Origin of the sequence: Halomonas profundus (genome assembly GCF_020865425.1) — a bacterium.
Taxonomy (GTDB): Bacteria; Pseudomonadota; Gammaproteobacteria; order Pseudomonadales; family Halomonadaceae; genus Vreelandella; species Vreelandella titanicae.
Window position 1 is genome coordinate 4,097,236 of sequence record NZ_CP086344.1, and the last position, 16,546, is coordinate 4,113,781.

The window sequence follows — 16,546 nt, forward strand, 5'->3', positions numbered from 1 at the left end:
TCCTAACGATAAATCTGATCGAGTAAAGCTCTGACTTGCTCAGCCTGCTGATCCAGCGACCAAGAAAGCCCCAAATAAATACCCACCAACGTAACGCCGAATAGGGCAAAGATGGCCCACAGCGGTAACCCCTCGTGCATCCCTTTGCCACGCCCTTTCACCACATGCCTAAGTGGCTGGGTCAGCATCTCATCTGGCGGCTCATCAAGAGACGCCAGTTGATCGCCAAGCGCGCGTACAATTTGGTCGTACTCTTCACGACCATGGGTTTTCACCCGGTAGCGCCCCTCAAACCCAAGGCACAGGCACAAATAGATAAAGGCCAGCATGTCGCGATAGCGATGAGGCTCTTGCTGCAGCCGCGCGAGGATAGAGAAAACTTTTTCGCCACCCCAGGTCTCGTTATGAAACCTCGCTAGCAGCGAGTGCTCAGCCCACACGCTCTGGCGACCCCAGGGCATGCCCATCACGGTTTCATCGATAAACGAGCAGAGCACATAGCGGTAGGCGAGCAGTGTCGGGCGGTCATACCCCTGCTCGGTTAGCTCAATTTCGATGGAGGCAATTTCGTCCACCACCTGACGATATAAGCGCTCGAGATCATCAGCGCCGTCCACCTGTCGGACGCGCACCGCCATGCCCAGCAGGCTGCTCGATGCATCGACCAGCGGGTTTAAGTTGTGCCCGCGCAGTCGAAACCAGTAGTCCTCGTCAGCATTCAGGTGTTGGGCATGGCTATGCACCAACTGCTCAACGCCGCTGTCTTTTATGTGGTCTTCATGGCGAACCGGCTCACCCATCGGGTAGTCGTTTTTGGCGTCATCTTGATGCGTGGCAATATCTTGCATGGCTTAACTCCTGATCGCCCAAAACTGCATCTCCAACCCGGGAAATTCGCCCGCCACGTGGAAGGCAAAACCGCTTGCGCCATCCAGCATTCCCCAGGCTTCGCTTTGTCGGCTGAGTTGGAAGTAGGTATAGCCTGCGTGATAAGGCAGTTCGCGAGGGGCCACCGGTAACGGCTCCAAGGGCACACCCGGTAATTGCAGACTAATAAGGTCGCGAATACGCTCGACGCTGGCCACTTTGGTTTGCTGTAGAAACTGCTTACGCAGGCGCTCGCTAGGCATATCGGCGCGCACTGCCAAAATGAATTCGGCTGTTTCGAACAGGCTGGTATCTGAAAGCGGCGCCACCAGTAAGCCAAATTTCCGTGCCTGTATCTGAATGGCGATAGCGCGGGGTTCAAGCACGGTGGAGAGCGCTTGGCGCATCATCTGCATCAATGGCCGGAACCCACGTTCGGGATGCTCATGGTCATAAGCAGGGCACTCAGGCGGCAAACGCGACTCATCGGTAAACGTCACCAACTCACTAGCGATTTCATACATGGTGTCGTAGAGCCGCTCCGGGTGAACTTGCCCCAAGCGTGACAGATGCTGAAACCGTGGCTGGGCGCGGTTCAGTAGTTGTAACAGCATGAAATCGGTCACGTCGGCAACGCCTGCCTGATTAGGCGTCGACAGCCGCTGAGCAATATTGCGCGCCCGCTCTCGCATCAAACCGGCCATCTCACCCACAAACCGCTGCAGGCTTGGCGCTGCTTGCACGTTCATTAAGGTGGGAATAAATTGCTCATCCAGTACCAAGCTGCCGTCGGGGCGGCGCTCTAGAATGCGCGTAACGGCCAAGCAGGCATAACCACTGCGGTCTTCTTGCTCTAATAACAAGCGCGGTGAAACGCGCGCCACGTCCAGGTCGGCCATATCACCGTCGCGGGAGTGGAGGTCACGCACGCTGCGCGGCGAAAGGCGATAACGTGCAGGCAGTTCGTCATCGGGCCAGCGCACTTCCCCGACGCTATCCGTGGCTAGCGGCAAGCCTAAATACACCACCTGGTTAGTAATGCCCGCATCAACAACTTCCAGTGCAGAAGGCTCTAAATCATCCTCAGGCAATTGGAAAGCAACGCCATCGGGCATGACACCACTCGCCCGGCTAATCGCAATCCGGCCAAAGCTTAAAAACTCGTTGTTCAACTCCAGGGTCAAAAATCCGTACAGATAGTGACTAACCCCTTTAAGCCGCGTATCAATCAACCCTTCAAGGCTGCGCTGCTGCTGTTGAAAGTGCTGCGGCTTGATAAATAGCCCTTCACTCCATACCACGCGATTGCGACTGGCCATCACTCTTCCTTCCTTAGTTCTACTTCACTGTTGCGCAGATGAACCAGCAAGTGATAATTCTCTGAACTGGCCTTCACTTTGACGACTTTCTTCCACTCCGCCTCGTTTGGCTCAGCGTAGAACGCAATCAAACCGATATAGCGCGTGTCCTCTTCAATGGCGAAGGGTTCGTAGAATTTCCACTGGCCAGGTAGCAAGGTGAAGTCGTCATGGGTCAGATAGTTCGTGCCCAATGCCGCCTCCATATCCTCACTTAACTGATCCATGTCAGCCGCCATTAGCATGGAGTCATCTTTAAGCTGCAAAATTTGAAAGCGCAGCGGCGTCCCCTCGCCATCGATGTTTGGGTTCACATCGGGCTCTGCGACCATGCTTAAATCGACCAGCGTGGGCTGATCTTCTGGATAGCCAACCGGTATCGAGGGGTCTAGCATGACTTCCCAGGCTTTACCGGCTGCTTCACGGGTCGAGGCACAGCCCGTGATTGACAGCAGCACTAAAAGCACCCCAACAAGCCCGAGGCTCTTGGCCTTGCTCATGCGCCCTCCCGCTGCTGGCGACGAACAGACTGGTCATACGCCTGCTCGAAAACCTCCCAGAACAGTTTTTGGAAACCTAGCTGGCGGCCTGAGTTAAGCTCGTGGTAGTAGTGGCGGTACATTTCCCAGGCCCAGCTGTTTTCATCTTCAATGCGGGTGCCTGCCCCCCGATAAGCATGGAAACGTTTGAGCAGCGCTTCAGGTGAAAAGGCATCCAAAATAGCGGTTAGGGCGTACTCAATGGCTTCCTCAACTGCCGCTTGGTGATGGCCTTGATGACGCAGGCACTCCCCCACTGCTTCGGGCGCCGAAAGGTGAACCGGGCTGCGCTGGGCCGAAAACATCGTCTCGACAGTGGCCTCGTACGCCTGGCCAAGGCGCAGGGGATTATCTTCGATAGGCTGTAAACGACGATCCCGGAGGGGGTATTTGCTATCGTTTTGGGTTTGCTGCAGAGCACGTAAGCCATTAATAGCAGCCCGTAACGTATGGCCCGCTTCTTCAAGAAACGCCTGCTGCTCTTCGCTATCACGGAAGGGAATGTCGATATCCAACCCCCTTAATAGCGGGTCGGCCCCCACATGGCCAAGGGAACGGCCACTAGGCTTTTGCCAGCGATCCTCTAACTGCTCGCCAACGGAACGTTCGAGGTCATCTATTGCCCGCTCATCCATGCTACTGCTCCTCTCTGTCTGGTTGCCTGCTGTATAGCCGTTTGGCGAATGACTGCCTGGTGAATAACCGCTTGGTGAATGGCTGCCCGGTGAATGGCTGCCTGGCTTGCGTTTGATCGCGGGCATGCGAACAGCGCCTTCGCGCCGCTCTTGCTGGTCACGCCCCACACTTCCTTCAACGCGCCTCTCGGAACCCAGCAACTCAGGCATCTCTTCAATGGATTCGGAAAGCTGAGCATTGGCAGCACGAGGGTCGAGAGCGGCCATTGGGTCTTCGTGCCCCACTCCACGCGCTACCCCGCCAAGAGCCTCCATGGGATCTTCTTTTTTTGCGGCTTCCGCACGTAGCGGCTGGTCTTCTTGAACCAACGGGCGGCCATACGCATCTACCGCCTCCTGCTCTTCATTGACTAACGAGGCCAGAGGTTGAGCACCGGGTTGAGTACTCTGCCGATCACCCAAATGCACTTTAAGACGGTACTCGCCGACTAGCACTTCATCGCCCTCGCTCAAAGCGACCTTACGGTTTCGCCCAATCGGCAGGGTGGCGCGATTGATAAAGGTGTGCCCGCTGCTATCAATCAGGCAGAACTTGCCGTCAATTTTGCTCACTTGGGCATGCTGCGGGCGAATTCGGCCGGCGTGATCTTGCAATAACCAGTCATCATCGGTTGAGCAGCCTAAGGTGCCGCCGACTTCATGAAAGACATGACTACTTGTTGAACGGCCTTCTAGGCGCTCACTATTGGCAATGACCAGCGTTACAGCGGAAATTGGGTTGGCGTTCATTGTTTAACCTGTCATCTGAATACGCACTCGGCGGCGTTTTGAGGCGCTGCCGGACTCGGGATTAACAAAGGTGGTCCAGCCGAGCTGGCAGGTGCCAGCATCGCCTAACCGCATCGGTTTTACGGCGCTGGGTAACAGCTCTAACTCGAGGTCGTAGGCCAACGGCTCGCGCAGCACAAACTCAACCAAGGTGCGCAATGGAGCATGCTCCCTGCCATCGGGTAGGAAGTCGCGAAAACGCTCCAAAGTAAGACCAAATAAACCCAGCACAAATTTGCCGTTAACATCAGCAACGCGCTCACCGGCCACTACATCGCTGCCTAACGTCATTGCTGCCATACCGCTTCGGCTGCGTTGATCCATCGGAATCTGAACCCAGCGATGTACCCACTCTTCAATCTGCACATCATCAAGGTCAAAGCAGTGCCCTACGATGCTGCAGACGACCTCGGGTGAACGCGAACGGCCTGCCAGCAAACCGGCATAAGCCAGCATCTTGCTCCAGTTGATAGGCGTCTCAACGCGCAGGTCACTGTCCGCCAACCCCACCAAAGCAAAAATGGCCGCCGAGAACCCATCGCTAGCACCATCCTGATAGCGGATGTAGTGGCGATATTTACGCCAACTGCGGTGCACTAACGCCAGTAAGCGATTATTGAAAAAATCCAGGAAATCGCCTGCAACACCGTCGTGGTGGGCTGCCTCATGTGCCAATGTTTCAAGGTAATAGCTGGGCAGCGGCGACTGAGACCCCTGCAGACCCAAGAAGCTAACTTCCAGCTCATAATGGCCCTCAGGCTGAAAAGCCAGTGAGAGCACATCACTGCTGGGAAAGCCTAGTGACGCTGAAGCGCTATAGCGCACGCGCTCAAAAGCGGGCGCGCCTCGCTGAGCGCACTCTAGGTCATCGCCATGATGACGGTGCAGAAGCTCTACTAGCTGATAAAAATCGTAACGCCGCGCCTTTGCCATCAAAGGGGCAAGCGCTACATCAGAGGCTGTTGCCCCGACTGTAAGGTCCATTTGTAGCGCTCGTGATTTTGACGGTTAATAACATGCAGCTCATGAAACGAGTTGATGCTGGCGTACAAGGAGAAGAACCGCGCCAGCACACTGCCAAATAAATACAGACTCCCTTCGTCGCCAAAGGCATCTTGATCTAGCGTCATGACCGAACGCAGACCACGAATGGGCAGCCCTCTTTTCAGCCGATCAATGGGCTGGGTTTCAATGCTAACAATGCCTGCCAGCCGTTTTTGAGCCACTCGCTCGGCCTGCCTATCGACCAAGGCACGGAAATCGTAGGCACGCAGCACAGAACACAGCGCATCACGCTCCAGTAGCGATAAGTAGTTAAGCGATAGATTAGAAATCAGTGTCCATAGCAAGCTGCCATCCAGCGTGGGGCGCAACACTGGCGTGGGGCGGGTGATATTTTGAAACATGGCATACGAGGGGCTCTCTTCCGTTGAGTAGCAAATATCGCCTACCGTCAAACGCTCAGGCAGCTCTCGGTTACTACACGTCAATCCGAGCGAGACGGTTTCGGACATGCCGATGTAGCTGCGCTCATCACCACGCACAAAGGAGATGTCGTGATCAAACCCATCCCCGCGCAAGCTGTCGCGCACGCGAAGACGGTAATAGGAGGCATCGTTGCCACGGTCTCTCTTGACTTGGTGTTGAAAGCTTTCAAAAGGCACGTACTCACGCGGCGTACCGCGCCCTTTACCGGTCTCGTTCTCTAACCAGCCTTCCACCTTATCGACGCTAAAAATTTCATAGTGTCCGGGAGATCGACTATTGGGGTGAATGCGGTATTCACTGCGCTCCCCGCTAACATCAACAGGCTCTGCATCGTGAGAGAACAGGTTGATCGCCGGCGAGCAATACAAAGCGAAATGCTCGTCTCTCACCCGTGCGTCGGTCGGTAACGTACGCTCAAACTCTAGGCGCAAAATAATTTTGTCTGCGGGAATGGCCGGCAAGTGTTGGCTCAGGGCTGTTACATCAAAGAAATGGAAAGCCTCTGGAAAACACAAGTATTCCTGCAGTATCCGATACCCTTGATACACATTCCTCGGGTAGGGCAGTAGTGCATGATGGCGATCAAAACCAACCGGCTGCAGCAACTGCTTGGGCAGAGGCAGCCGTTTGCCATCAATTTCCAGCTCTACGCGCGCTAGGTAGTGGCTCATCCACAGGTAAAGCGTGCGCGCTGTATAAGCGTCTCCACCCAGGTGCAGACGCAATGTATCAATCCCCATCGCGCTGAGGGGCTGATCACTATGTACATCAAGCGCCAACTCAACAATGGAGGCATCACGTGTATGGCGTGCCTCAACCCCCGCATGCTCCAGCGGATAGAGCGTCACGTCATGACAAGTGCGGAACATGCAGGTAGTGCCATCCACTGGCTTACTGGCCAATTCCGTACCCCGCTCCAGGAGCTGATGGGTACTCAGCGCATGCCACGTAGGGGTAAATTGCACCACGGTCATGCTAGGCACCGGGCGCAAGTAGTTCGGCCATAGCATGCTGATCAGCGAATGGGTAAGTTCGGGGAACTCATCCTCCACTTTTTCGCGCATACGGCCAGTTAGAAAGGCAAAGCCTTCTAATAGACGTTCAACATCAGGATCGGTACTGCGCTCTGACAAGAAGCGACTCAGGCCGGGGTTGCCCTCCGCAAATTCTCGCCCTTGGCGCTTCAGAAAATTGAGCTCATCCCGGTAATAGCGATTTAGCATTCGGGCCTCGCAAGCCTATCAGTTAAGACACTGATAGCGCTTATTATTGAGCAATAAGTCGATCGTGGCGTGGGCGTTATCTCGCCCTAACGCTACGGTGGCATGTACTTGAAAATGCAGTTGTAAGGGATCGCCATTATTGGGTAATGACTCAACTTCAACGTGCTGAACCCGCGGCTCAAAGCGTTCGATGCATTGCCGAATGGCGCGCTGGATATTCAGTTCTAAATCCAGCACGCCGATCGTTGCATCATTGAAGTCCAGCAACCCCAACTCAGGCTCACAGGCGCTATTGCCCGGATGACTGTTGAGCAACTCCACTAAGTGTCGTTTGATCGACTCAACAGTTTCCGCCAGCCTCTCATCCTCCCCATGCGCTAACGGCTGTTCAGGCATCGCAAGACGCTCAAACAGACGGCTACCTAGCAGGCTGCCATGGTTAATAGCCATGATGGAGAGGTTCCCTTATTCCTTGTCGAGACGCCCGACTAACGACAGCTCAAAGTTGGCACCCATGTACTTAAAGTGCGGGCGCACCGACATAGACACCTGGTACCAACCCGGATCGCCTTCGACATCCGACACCTGAATAGAGGCGGCACGCAGCGGGCGGCGGCTGCGTACATCGGAGGGCGGGTTCTCTTGGTCGGCCACGTATTGGCGGATCCAGGTATTCAGCTCACGCTCAAGGTCTTGACGCTCTTTCCATGAACCGATCTGTTCACGCTGGAGCACTTTAATGTAGTGAGCCAGGCGGTTGATGATGAACATATACGGCAGTTGAGTACCCAGCTTGTAGTTGGTCTCAGCGTCTTTGCCTTCGGGCGTGTTCGGAAATACCTTGGGCTTTTGTACGGAGTTAGCCGAGAAGAAAGCAGCGTTATCGCTGCCCTTACGCATCGTTAACGAAATAAAGCCTTCTTCAGCCATTTCGAACTCGCGGCGATCCGTTACCAGCACCTCGGTGGGGATTTTAGCCTGCAACTGACCTAGCGCTTCGTAGGTGTGGACAGGCAAGTTTTCAACCGCACCGCCGCTTTGGGGGCCAATAATGTTCGGGCACCAGCGGTATTTTGCAAAGCTGTCGGTCAAGCGCTCGGCCAGCAGGTACGCCGTATTACCCCAAAGATAATGGTCGTGATCTTCGCTGACGGTTTCACGATAGTTAAATGTCTTGATGGGGTTTTCGACCGGGTCGTAGGGCATCCGCAGCAAGAAACGAGGCGCCGTCAGACCTAAATAGCGCGCGTCTTCTGACTCGCGCAGACTACGCCAGCGCGCGTACTTGGGCCCTTCAAAGATGGCTTTAAAATCTTTGATATTGGGCAGCTCTTCAAAGCTATCGATGCCGAAGAAGGAAGGCGCCACCGCTGACAGGAACGGCGCATGGGCCATCGCCCCTACAGCAGCCGTGTGCTGCAGTAGTTTCATATCAGGGGTCGAGGGGGTGAAATCATAATGCCCGATAATCCCTGCTACCGGCTCACCGCCAAACTGACCATACCCGCCAGCATAAACGTGTTGGTAGAGCCCGCTTTGGGTAATTTCCGGGGCAAACTCAAAGTCATCCAGCAATTCTTCTTTGGTGGCGTGAAGCACATCAAGCTTAATGTTTTCGCGGAAATCGGTGCGGTCGACCAACAGCTTCAAGCCACGCCACGCAGACTCCAGCTGCTGAAAGCTATTGTCGTGAAGAATCTCATCAACTTGCCGACTAATTTTCCGGTCAAGTTCAACGATCATGCTATCTACAACGGCTTTATTAACCTGCGGGGCAGCGTTCTCACCGCTTAACAGTTCGGAAATAAAAGCGGCAACGCCTTGCTTGGCAACGTCGTAGCCCTCATCCGCTGGCGCCATACGCGTCTGCGCCATCACTTGGTCAAGTAAAGAAACCTCTTCCTGGGCTTCCACCGTTTGGCTTTTCTTTTGCGCCGTATCACTCATAGAGATGCCTCGAATACAATCCGGTTACTGGACTAGCACGAAAATAAGAATGCTTAATCGTTACGATTAGGGTCAGAATCAAGCAGCTCTAGCTCCGCCAACAGCTGCTGACGCGTTTCGTCACTTTCGAGTAGCTTCTGCAAACGATCACGAAAAGCAGGTACGTTGCCCAGCGGCCCCTTCAATGCCACCAACGCCTCCCTTAATTCGACTAGCTTACGCAGCTCCGGCACCTGCCGAGCGATACTGTCGGGCGCAAAATCATGGAGTGATTTAAATTCCAAATTGACGGCCAAATCGCTTGCTTCACCCTCTTCTTGCAACCGATTGGGAACCGCAGCCTGCAAGCCAAGGTTCGCTTCGCGCATAACAGACTGGAAGTTATTCTTATCAACAGAAACAGCCTCACGCTCCTCAATGGAGGTATCTTCCTCGCCTCCCTTGAAGTCACCGACCACCAATAATTTCAACGGCAGTTCAGTCTCGGCCTGCTGATCACCTGTAGCGGGTACATACTTGATATTGATGCGCTCTTTCGGCGCGACCGTTCCTTGCTTAGCCATGGTTTTCGCCCGTAAAAATTAGAACATTTTCGATTCAAAGAAGAATGCTTATTAATTGCGGGAAAGTACCGGATTTACACCGAAAGTACCAAATGGCTCTAAGCAGGTACTGCGACAATCTGAGAGAAGAAGACTTTCAAGAAGACGTGTTTTACGACCTTTTTCGCGAATTTTAGCAGCACAATAAAAGAAGCTAATTAAAACTAATTCTTAAAAACCGCATTTGTAAGAGATCTCTTACAAAAACTGTCAGTGATTTCTTACAAAACGGAGAGCAAAATTCATACAAGAGAGGTGCTTAAATGGGCAGCGCCGTCATTTTTAGCGGCAAAAATATTGCTCCCATGGCCCTATTTCTGCTTAAAATTCCAAGAAAGGCTTTAGTCATAAAGCAAGGTAACGGTAGATGCAACCCAGCGTTACTAAGCGCTTGTAGATGTAACGAGCAAGCAAGCAAGTTCTTGCCCTGCCAGGCAATATCTTGCCCAGCACAGGCAACTTTTTGCCCCGCAGAAAGAAGCGCCCTACACAACAAACACATAACATATTGATATATAACAAATTTAAAAACCTGGTCCTGAAATTGCTCTATTGTCTGAGTCCACGTGACATTTCTTTAATTTTTCAGTCAAGGAGCAGACCATGCCAACACCATGTTATATCAGCATCGAAGGCCAAACTCAGGGCAACATCACAGCAGGCGCTTTTACCCCTGACTCCGTAGGCAACATCTACGTTGAGGGCCATGAAGACCAAATGCTGGTACAAGAATTTAAGCATGTTGTTACCGTACCCACTGATCCGCAGTCTGGTCAGCCATCCGGTCAGCGTGCACACAAGCCCTTTATCTTTACCGTTGCCCTGAACAAATCAGTACCGCTGATGTACAACGCACTAGCGTCTGGTGAAATGCTGCCCAACGTTGAGCTGAAGTGGTACCGCACCTCTGTTGAAGGTAAGCAGGAGCACTTCTTCACGACCACGCTGACCGATGCCACTATCGTTGACATCAACCTGCGTATGCCACACGCCCAAGACATCACCAAGTCTGAATTCACCCAGTTGATGGACGTGTCACTGGCTTACCGTAAAATTGATTGGGAACACACTGTTGCTGGCACCTCTGGTTCCGACGACTGGCGCGCCCCGATCGAAGGTTAAGCTGTTGCTAATAGCCTAGCCCTGGCCTGAAAAACAAGGCCTGAAACAAGCGAAGCCCCTTCCACTTGGAAGGGGCTTCGTCGTTTCTGCTCTATTGCTGCAGGTGTTTCGCTATTGGTATTGCGCCAAGGCTCTGGGATTAAACAAACCGCCCCAAACCTACCGTTGAACGGAGACGATCCATCGTTACAACAGCTTCTTCCCGCGCCCGTTCGGCGCCTTTTTGCAACACAGCCTCAATGTGGGCCGGGTCTTCCATCAGCGCATTATAGCGTTCACGCGGCGCGCTCAAGTGTGCATTCAAGTACTCAAACACTTGATCCTTAGCCGCGCCCCAGCCAATACCGTTCACGTACTGCTCACGTAGACTAGCGGTCTCTTCAGGTGTCGCAAAAGCGGAGTAGATTTGAAACAGCGTGCAGGTGTCTGGATCTTTCGGCTCACCGGGCTCCAGCGAGTTGGTCTTAATCTTACGTACCAGCTTCTGCAGTTTTTTCTCAGCGGAAAAGAGCGGGATCGTATTATCGTAGCTTTTGGACATCTTGCGCCCATCCAAGCCATTCAACAGCTGTACTTTGTCGTCTACCACGGCCTCAGGGAGGGTAAAGTGCTGCCCTTTATAAAGATGGTTAAAGCGCCCGGCGATATCGCGCGCCATTTCAATATGCTGAATCTGATCGCGCCCTACCGGCACCTTGTTGGCGTTAAACATTAAAATATCCGCCGCCATCAGCACAGGGTAACCAAAAAGGCCCATCGTAATGCCTTTATCAGGATCCTGGTTTTCCGCCTCTTCGTTTTCAGCCACCGCTGCTTTGTAAGCATGGGCGCGATTCATCAAACCTTTGGCACATACGCAGGAGAGCATCCACATCAGCTCGGGAATTTCGCCAATATCAGACTGGCGATAGAAAATGGCGTTATCGGTATCCAGCCCTAGCGCAAGCCAAGTCGCGGCAATCTCCAGGCGAGACTGCTGCACCCGCTTAGGGTCTTGGCACTTGATGAGGGAGTGATAGTCAGCCAGAAAATAGAACGACTGCACGTTGGGATCCTGGCTTGCCTCAATGGCGGGCTTGATCGCTCCAACATAGTTGCCCAAATGGGGCGTGCCGGTGGTGTTGATACCGGTGAGGACGCGGGTTTTTGCGGTCTGGCTCATGGTTTTTAGGCTCATCATTGAACGTACATTGTCGTATGATACTTGTATGAACCTGGGGATGCGACAGGCAGAATTTGGTTTTACAATATCCGCAGAGAGTGGTGAGGATTTACAAGAGCATTATGCCGTTATCATTCTGAAAGAAATGCTCAATCGATGAAAAGAAAATAGGGGTCACTAAAGGCAAGTGGCTCTTCCTGATCATCATATACAGCTCCAAACGCGACGAAGCACTTTTCTCCATCAACAAGCAAAGGAAAATAAAAACACAGGAAGGCCTCCCCCTCACACTGATCTACGACCTGCCCAAGCCCTTTGATACTCTCCCAATTCATCTTTTCAATATAATTTTGGTCATAAGACTCACTACCCCAGTTTATTGTTTCGAGATTCTCCTCAACCGCTTTTGCGTAAGCCGACTCTGCATTCATATTGGCTTGCGCCACTATCCGGTAGTTACCTGCCAAATGCTCATTTATGATTGCTGACTGCATGCCGGCAGTCCCCAGTAGCAGTGCCCCGGCTAGTAGCGCCATGACGATGACCAATGCAGCGCCTTTCTGACGATTTTGCAGAGTCATCAGTCGTCACCAAAATCGATATTTTCTGACAAACCCTCTAATGCTTGACGCATAGAGAACTCATAACCATATACTGACAGTAACTCCCAAACACTCAGGTCAGCATTAATACTATTGACATTATTGAATACAACAGAGCCATTGGAGATAACACTACCAACAAACTCAACTCCAGACATGCTTAAATTGACACTACCCGCTCCCCAGATAAGTCCTCGAAACAGTGCATTGGTATTATTGCCATTAAAATTAATTTCGCCACCAGCGACAATGGCGACATCAGTGACTGAGGAGTTATCATTCTGCTGTATTGAAATGTCTTGCTCTACTACGACCACCTTTCCACTAAGTTCAGTCACGTTTAACTTATTTATATTTCCATCGCAATAAAAGACCTTGCCCGATGAAAACATGATTTCGTTTTCGGTACAGGTAGCAATCACGCCGTCCAGATTTTTAATGTTATTGATATAGCCTGTATAGTAATCATGCGAGTCGCTTGATTGCGGAGAAGGGATAATCGATGGATCTAAATTTGAGTTAACCGTTGATTCACTTACCAGGATATTTTCCGCCCCGCTCACGGCACCTCCCGCAATCACTGCATCGCCCTTCCCCTTCTGACTGGTAGGAGTATCAAAGAAGCTGGCATATATGCCCTGTCGCTCCATGACATGAAATACAATCGCCTCACCATTGTTCTCTAAGGGCAGTTCCACCCGGTAAAGCGGCGCATCACCCGGCACAAGTTCGCCTAACACGTGCTCGTCCTCATTACACTGGCTTGGCGAATCATGATTCGGTACATCTTTCAGAAAACTTACCAGCGGCTGCCCATTCTCTTCCTGATCCGCCACCGTACAGCTACAGGCATCCTGATTCCGTTCACACCGTAACGTATAGCGACCCGGCCCACTTTGACGAATTTCACTGGTAAGCCTCTGGGCAATAAAAATCAGGTTCTCTTGCTTACGGCTTACCTTGTCAACATTTTGAAAGGTCTGAAAGGTCGTTAGAAACAGTTGGCCAGCCCCAAGGATAATGACCGTGCCGATCGCCAACGCCACCATCAACTCCACCAGTGTAAAGCCCTGCTGACGCTGCCTCATGGTGAGCTCTCGACCTTGGGAAGAAGAAAGAAGTAGCTAAATTGATCGTCATTGTTCTCGCCCAAGGCCACAGTCACGTCAATGCGACAATCACTTCCACTGTCATCTTTTGCAATATAGCTGTGGGAAGAAGAGGCTCCCCGTAGCGGTGTCGCATCACTATTTTGAAACCAATGTTCCTTCCATGCACTCTGCACGCCGGAGATGTAGACATCCTCGCAGGTCTGGCCTGTTTCGAGCGTGGCTAGCTGAGCCCAAAGCCGCTCCTGAGCATCCACAGCCGCAACACTTGCCACCGAACGCTGATAGCCTGCATTGGCACTTTGCAGTGCTTTAAGCTGCATGGCGGCAACGCCGATCAGGCCAATCGAGAGAACCACCAGTGCGATTAGCGCTTCCAATAAGCTAAAGCCGCGCTGAGAATTCATGATTCACTCTCCTTCCTGCGAAGGCTGTCCGATGTGCTAATCACCAGCGTTACAGAAGGAGCTGAAGCACTTTGATGGGTGGGGTTTAACGTCATTTCGCAGGGAGAGTCAGGACAGTTGGAAGTGGCAGCGTTGCCCACACTTTGAAAGCGTTGTCGCCTTAACTCACCAACAGGCATTGGGTAACCTTTCGCCACTCGAACTTAAGGTTATATCCTCTTCACAGCCATCATCTTGAACGGTGCTCGCAGTCAGTAGGTAGCCGTCACCGTTAATACTCTCAGCAATCTCATAATTTTTTTCGGGGGATAACTCGCTGATGGTGCAATCGCTATAGCTGTAAGAGCGCGTGTAACAGCGCTCAAGCTCTGAAGCGGCTTGCATAAGGCCTGCGTGGGCGTCGGTTCGCACTGATTTTTGCACGTAGCGGGTATAGCTGGGGTAGGCAATGGAGGCGACGATACCGATGATCACCAGCACAATCATCAATTCAATGAGGGTGAAGCCGCGCTGGCCATTCAGTAAAGAACGGCCAGTCGAAAGATGAGAGGTATAAGACACGCGGCTTCGCTCCTGTATTAGTGGGCTCATACCGTTTTAGTATGTCGCAAACCAATACGCATTGCATTGCGAGGCCTATGGTTAGCTGCTGGCGATCACCTTTTCACGCAACTCCTTTGGCATAGAGAAAGTAATGGTCTCCTCGCGGCCCTGTAGCTCTTCAGGTAATGCAGCCCCCATGGTCTGCAACTTGGCAATCACACCTTTCACCAATACTTCAGGGGCACTGGCGCCTGCGGTGACGCCTACACGCGCTACGTTCTCAAGCCACTTGGGGTCGATCTGGTCAGCGTTATCGATCAAGTAGGCGGGCGTGCCCATGCGCTCAGAAAGTTCTCGCAAGCGGTTAGAGTTGGAGCTATTGGGGCTGCCCACCACCAGCAATAGATCGCTCTGGGCCGCTAGCTCACGTACTGCATCCTGACGGTTCTGCGTGGCGTAGCAAATATCGTCATTGCGTGGCCCCTGAATCTCGGCAAACTTATCGCGCAGCGCGTCGATCACCTTAGCGGTATCATCCATCGACAGCGTAGTTTGAGTCACGAAGGCCAGCTTTGAGGGATCATTCACCTCCAGCTTAGCGACGTCTTCTTCATCCTCTACCAAGTAGATACGCCCACCGTGGGAGGTGTCATAACGCCCCATAGTGCCTTCAACTTCCGGATGGCCTTCATGACCAATGAGAATGCACTCTTGACCACGCTTGGCGTAGCGCAATACTTCCAAGTGCACTTTGGTGACCAGCGGGCAGGTGGCGTCGAATACCTTCAAGCCCCGCCGCTCAGCATCGGCTTGCACCGCACGGGAAACGCCATGGGCGGAGAAAATGACGATGACATCGTCCGGCACTTCATCCAGTTCTTCAACAAACACTGCCCCACGAGCGCGCAGCGTTTCGACCACAAAGCGGTTATGCACAACCTCATGGCGCACGTAAATCGGCGGGCCAAACACATCCAACGCGCGATTAACGATATCAATCGCGCGATCCACACCGGCACAAAAACCACGCGGATTGGCTAACTTGATCTGTATGGGCTGTGCTTGCGTCGTTTGCATAGTAGCGCCTTGATGCGTAAGCGGCATCGCTTAGTGAATTAATGCGTTGTCACCGGTTTGACGTCGAGCACTTCGACCTCAAAGGTGAGCGTGCGGCCTGCTAACGGGTGATTGAAATCCACCTCGATACGATCACCGTCAATGGTTTTGACCACACCTGGCAATTCCGTTCCCGCTTTATCGGCAAACGACATTACCATACCAATTTCCGGGGCTTCATCGCCAAAATCTGCCCGCTTCAGGGTTTGAATATTTTGCGGGTTGTGCTGGCCGAATGCATGCTCAGGGGTTATCTGAAAGGTACCCTCCTGCCCCGCAGCCAAGCCTTTAATCGGATGCTCAAAACCGGGCGGCAAATTTCCGTCGCCAAACTCGAAGGTAGCCGGTGCTTTGTCTTTGGTGGAGTCCACCAAAGTGCCATCTTCCAGCTTTAAGGTGAAGTGTAGCGTCACCTCCATGCCTTCATCGATCAGATAGTCGCTCATAGCAGTTCTCAATATACGTTGTTCTCAACGTTCAATTAATGGGAAGTCTTGGCCGCTTTTTTGCGCCGCCGCTCGCCCATAATGGATTCCCAGATTAAAGCGACCGCCCCCAGGGTAATCGCTATATCCGCCACGTTAAACGCCGGGTAGTACCACCCAGCGACGTGAAACGATAAAAAGTCGACCACATAGCCATGCACCAGGCGGTCGTAGAGATTCCCCAGCGCCCCGCCAATAATCAGCGGCAGCGCTATCGCCAGTAACTTTTCATCGTGTTTGATGCGTGAAAGCCACACCGTCAACGCCACGCTGGCTCCCACAGCAATCAACGCAAAGAACCAGCGCTGCCAGCCAGGATGCGTGGCTAAAAAGCTGAACGCTGCGCCAGTATTGTGCAGCAGCGTCAGGTTAAAGAACGGCAGTATTTCGACCGGCTGGGCATAGCCCAACTGACTACTGGCCACGTATTTGGTGACCAAATCCAAGGCAATTACTGCCACAGCTAGCCACAGCCAGCGCAGCGGCCGCTGCATTGGCGGCCGTGTGTCGACA

At 52.8% G+C, this 16,546-nt stretch carries 18 protein-coding genes; 1 reads left to right on the forward strand and 17 read right to left on the reverse strand.

Annotation, left to right across the window (positions count from 1 at the left end; genetic code table 11):
• Positions 1-2: 2 nt before the first annotated feature.
• From icmH to tssB, 9 genes are read right to left on the reverse strand one after another with little or no spacing between them, the layout of a single operon-like run.
• Positions 3-848 (reverse strand): type IVB secretion system protein IcmH/DotU, encoded by an 846-nt coding sequence (icmH, locus tag LMS44_RS18730; RefSeq protein ID WP_022521997.1) that lies wholly within the window; start codon positions 846-848, stop codon positions 3-5.
• 3 nt (positions 849-851) lie between these two features.
• The gene (tssK, locus tag LMS44_RS18735) at positions 852-2,186 is read right to left on the reverse strand and encodes a type VI secretion system baseplate subunit TssK (RefSeq protein WP_039859546.1); all 1,335 of its coding nucleotides are present in this window, start codon (positions 2,184-2,186) and stop codon (positions 852-854) included.
• The gene (gene tssJ, locus LMS44_RS18740; protein ID WP_009287538.1) at positions 2,186-2,725 is read right to left on the reverse strand and encodes a type VI secretion system lipoprotein TssJ; all 540 of its coding nucleotides are present in this window, start codon (positions 2,723-2,725) and stop codon (positions 2,186-2,188) included. Before tssJ ends, tssK begins: the two co-directional genes overlap by 1 nt.
• Positions 2,722-4,188 carry a type VI secretion system-associated FHA domain protein TagH gene (gene tagH, locus LMS44_RS18745; protein WP_278370815.1) on the reverse strand — a complete coding sequence of 489 codons (1,467 nt, stop codon included), beginning with the start codon at positions 4,186-4,188 and terminating at the stop codon, positions 2,722-2,724. The genes tssJ and tagH overlap by 4 nt, the downstream gene beginning before the upstream one ends.
• A gap of 3 nt (positions 4,189-4,191) precedes the next feature.
• A complete protein-coding gene (gene tssG / locus LMS44_RS18750) occupies positions 4,192-5,211 on the reverse strand; it encodes a type VI secretion system baseplate subunit TssG (RefSeq protein ID WP_027956916.1) in 1,020 nt (339 codons plus the stop codon).
• Positions 5,175-6,938 carry a type VI secretion system baseplate subunit TssF gene (gene tssF / locus LMS44_RS18755; protein WP_022521992.1) on the reverse strand — a complete coding sequence of 588 codons (1,764 nt, stop codon included), beginning with the start codon at positions 6,936-6,938 and terminating at the stop codon, positions 5,175-5,177. Before tssF ends, tssG begins: the two co-directional genes overlap by 37 nt.
• Before the next feature lie 18 nt (positions 6,939-6,956).
• Positions 6,957-7,388 (reverse strand): type VI secretion system baseplate subunit TssE, encoded by a 432-nt coding sequence (tssE, locus tag LMS44_RS18760; protein ID WP_022521991.1) that lies wholly within the window; start codon positions 7,386-7,388, stop codon positions 6,957-6,959.
• A 15-nt stretch (positions 7,389-7,403) separates the two neighbouring features.
• Positions 7,404-8,885, reverse strand: coding sequence for a type VI secretion system contractile sheath large subunit (gene tssC / locus LMS44_RS18765; RefSeq protein ID WP_009287536.1), 1,482 nt, complete (start codon positions 8,883-8,885; stop codon positions 7,404-7,406).
• A 53-nt stretch (positions 8,886-8,938) separates the two neighbouring features.
• Positions 8,939-9,448, reverse strand: a complete 510-nt coding sequence (tssB, locus tag LMS44_RS18770; RefSeq protein WP_009287535.1) for a type VI secretion system contractile sheath small subunit — start codon at positions 9,446-9,448, stop codon at positions 8,939-8,941.
• Positions 9,449-10,090: 642 nt separating this feature from the next.
• On the opposite strand from tssB, the gene LMS44_RS18775 reads away from it, so the two are divergent.
• Positions 10,091-10,609 (forward strand): Hcp family type VI secretion system effector, encoded by a 519-nt coding sequence (locus LMS44_RS18775; RefSeq protein WP_009287534.1) that lies wholly within the window; start codon positions 10,091-10,093, stop codon positions 10,607-10,609.
• Positions 10,610-10,748: 139 nt separating this feature from the next.
• On the opposite strand, the gene LMS44_RS18780 is transcribed toward LMS44_RS18775, so the two are convergent.
• The 8 genes from LMS44_RS18780 to lspA form a co-directional block, all read right to left on the reverse strand.
• The gene (locus tag LMS44_RS18780; RefSeq protein WP_022521989.1) at positions 10,749-11,771 is read right to left on the reverse strand and encodes a tryptophan--tRNA ligase; all 1,023 of its coding nucleotides are present in this window, start codon (positions 11,769-11,771) and stop codon (positions 10,749-10,751) included.
• Positions 11,772-11,920: 149 nt separating this feature from the next.
• Positions 11,921-12,352, reverse strand: a complete 432-nt coding sequence (locus tag LMS44_RS18785) for a hypothetical protein (RefSeq protein WP_022521987.1) — start codon at positions 12,350-12,352, stop codon at positions 11,921-11,923.
• Positions 12,352-13,461 (reverse strand): PilW family protein, encoded by a 1,110-nt coding sequence (locus LMS44_RS18790; RefSeq protein ID WP_159177327.1) that lies wholly within the window; start codon positions 13,459-13,461, stop codon positions 12,352-12,354. The genes LMS44_RS18785 and LMS44_RS18790 overlap by 1 nt, the downstream gene beginning before the upstream one ends.
• Positions 13,458-13,889: a type IV pilus modification protein PilV gene (pilV, locus tag LMS44_RS18795; RefSeq protein ID WP_159177957.1), complete on the reverse strand. Its 432-nt coding sequence runs from the start codon at positions 13,887-13,889 to the stop codon at positions 13,458-13,460. Before pilV ends, LMS44_RS18790 begins: the two co-directional genes overlap by 4 nt.
• A gap of 165 nt (positions 13,890-14,054) precedes the next feature.
• Positions 14,055-14,450, reverse strand: a complete 396-nt coding sequence (locus LMS44_RS18800; protein WP_317890281.1) for a type IV pilin protein — start codon at positions 14,448-14,450, stop codon at positions 14,055-14,057.
• A gap of 81 nt (positions 14,451-14,531) precedes the next feature.
• On the reverse strand, positions 14,532-15,536 hold the full coding sequence (gene ispH, locus LMS44_RS18805; protein ID WP_009287532.1) for a 4-hydroxy-3-methylbut-2-enyl diphosphate reductase: 1,005 nt from the start codon (positions 15,534-15,536) through the stop codon (positions 14,532-14,534).
• An 11-nt stretch (positions 15,537-15,547) separates the two neighbouring features.
• The gene (gene fkpB / locus LMS44_RS18810) at positions 15,548-15,994 is read right to left on the reverse strand and encodes an FKBP-type peptidyl-prolyl cis-trans isomerase (RefSeq protein WP_022521982.1); all 447 of its coding nucleotides are present in this window, start codon (positions 15,992-15,994) and stop codon (positions 15,548-15,550) included.
• 35 nt (positions 15,995-16,029) lie between these two features.
• A complete protein-coding gene (lspA, locus tag LMS44_RS18815) occupies positions 16,030-16,527 on the reverse strand; it encodes a signal peptidase II (RefSeq protein WP_053857186.1) in 498 nt (165 codons plus the stop codon).
• Positions 16,528-16,546 lie beyond the last annotated feature (19 nt).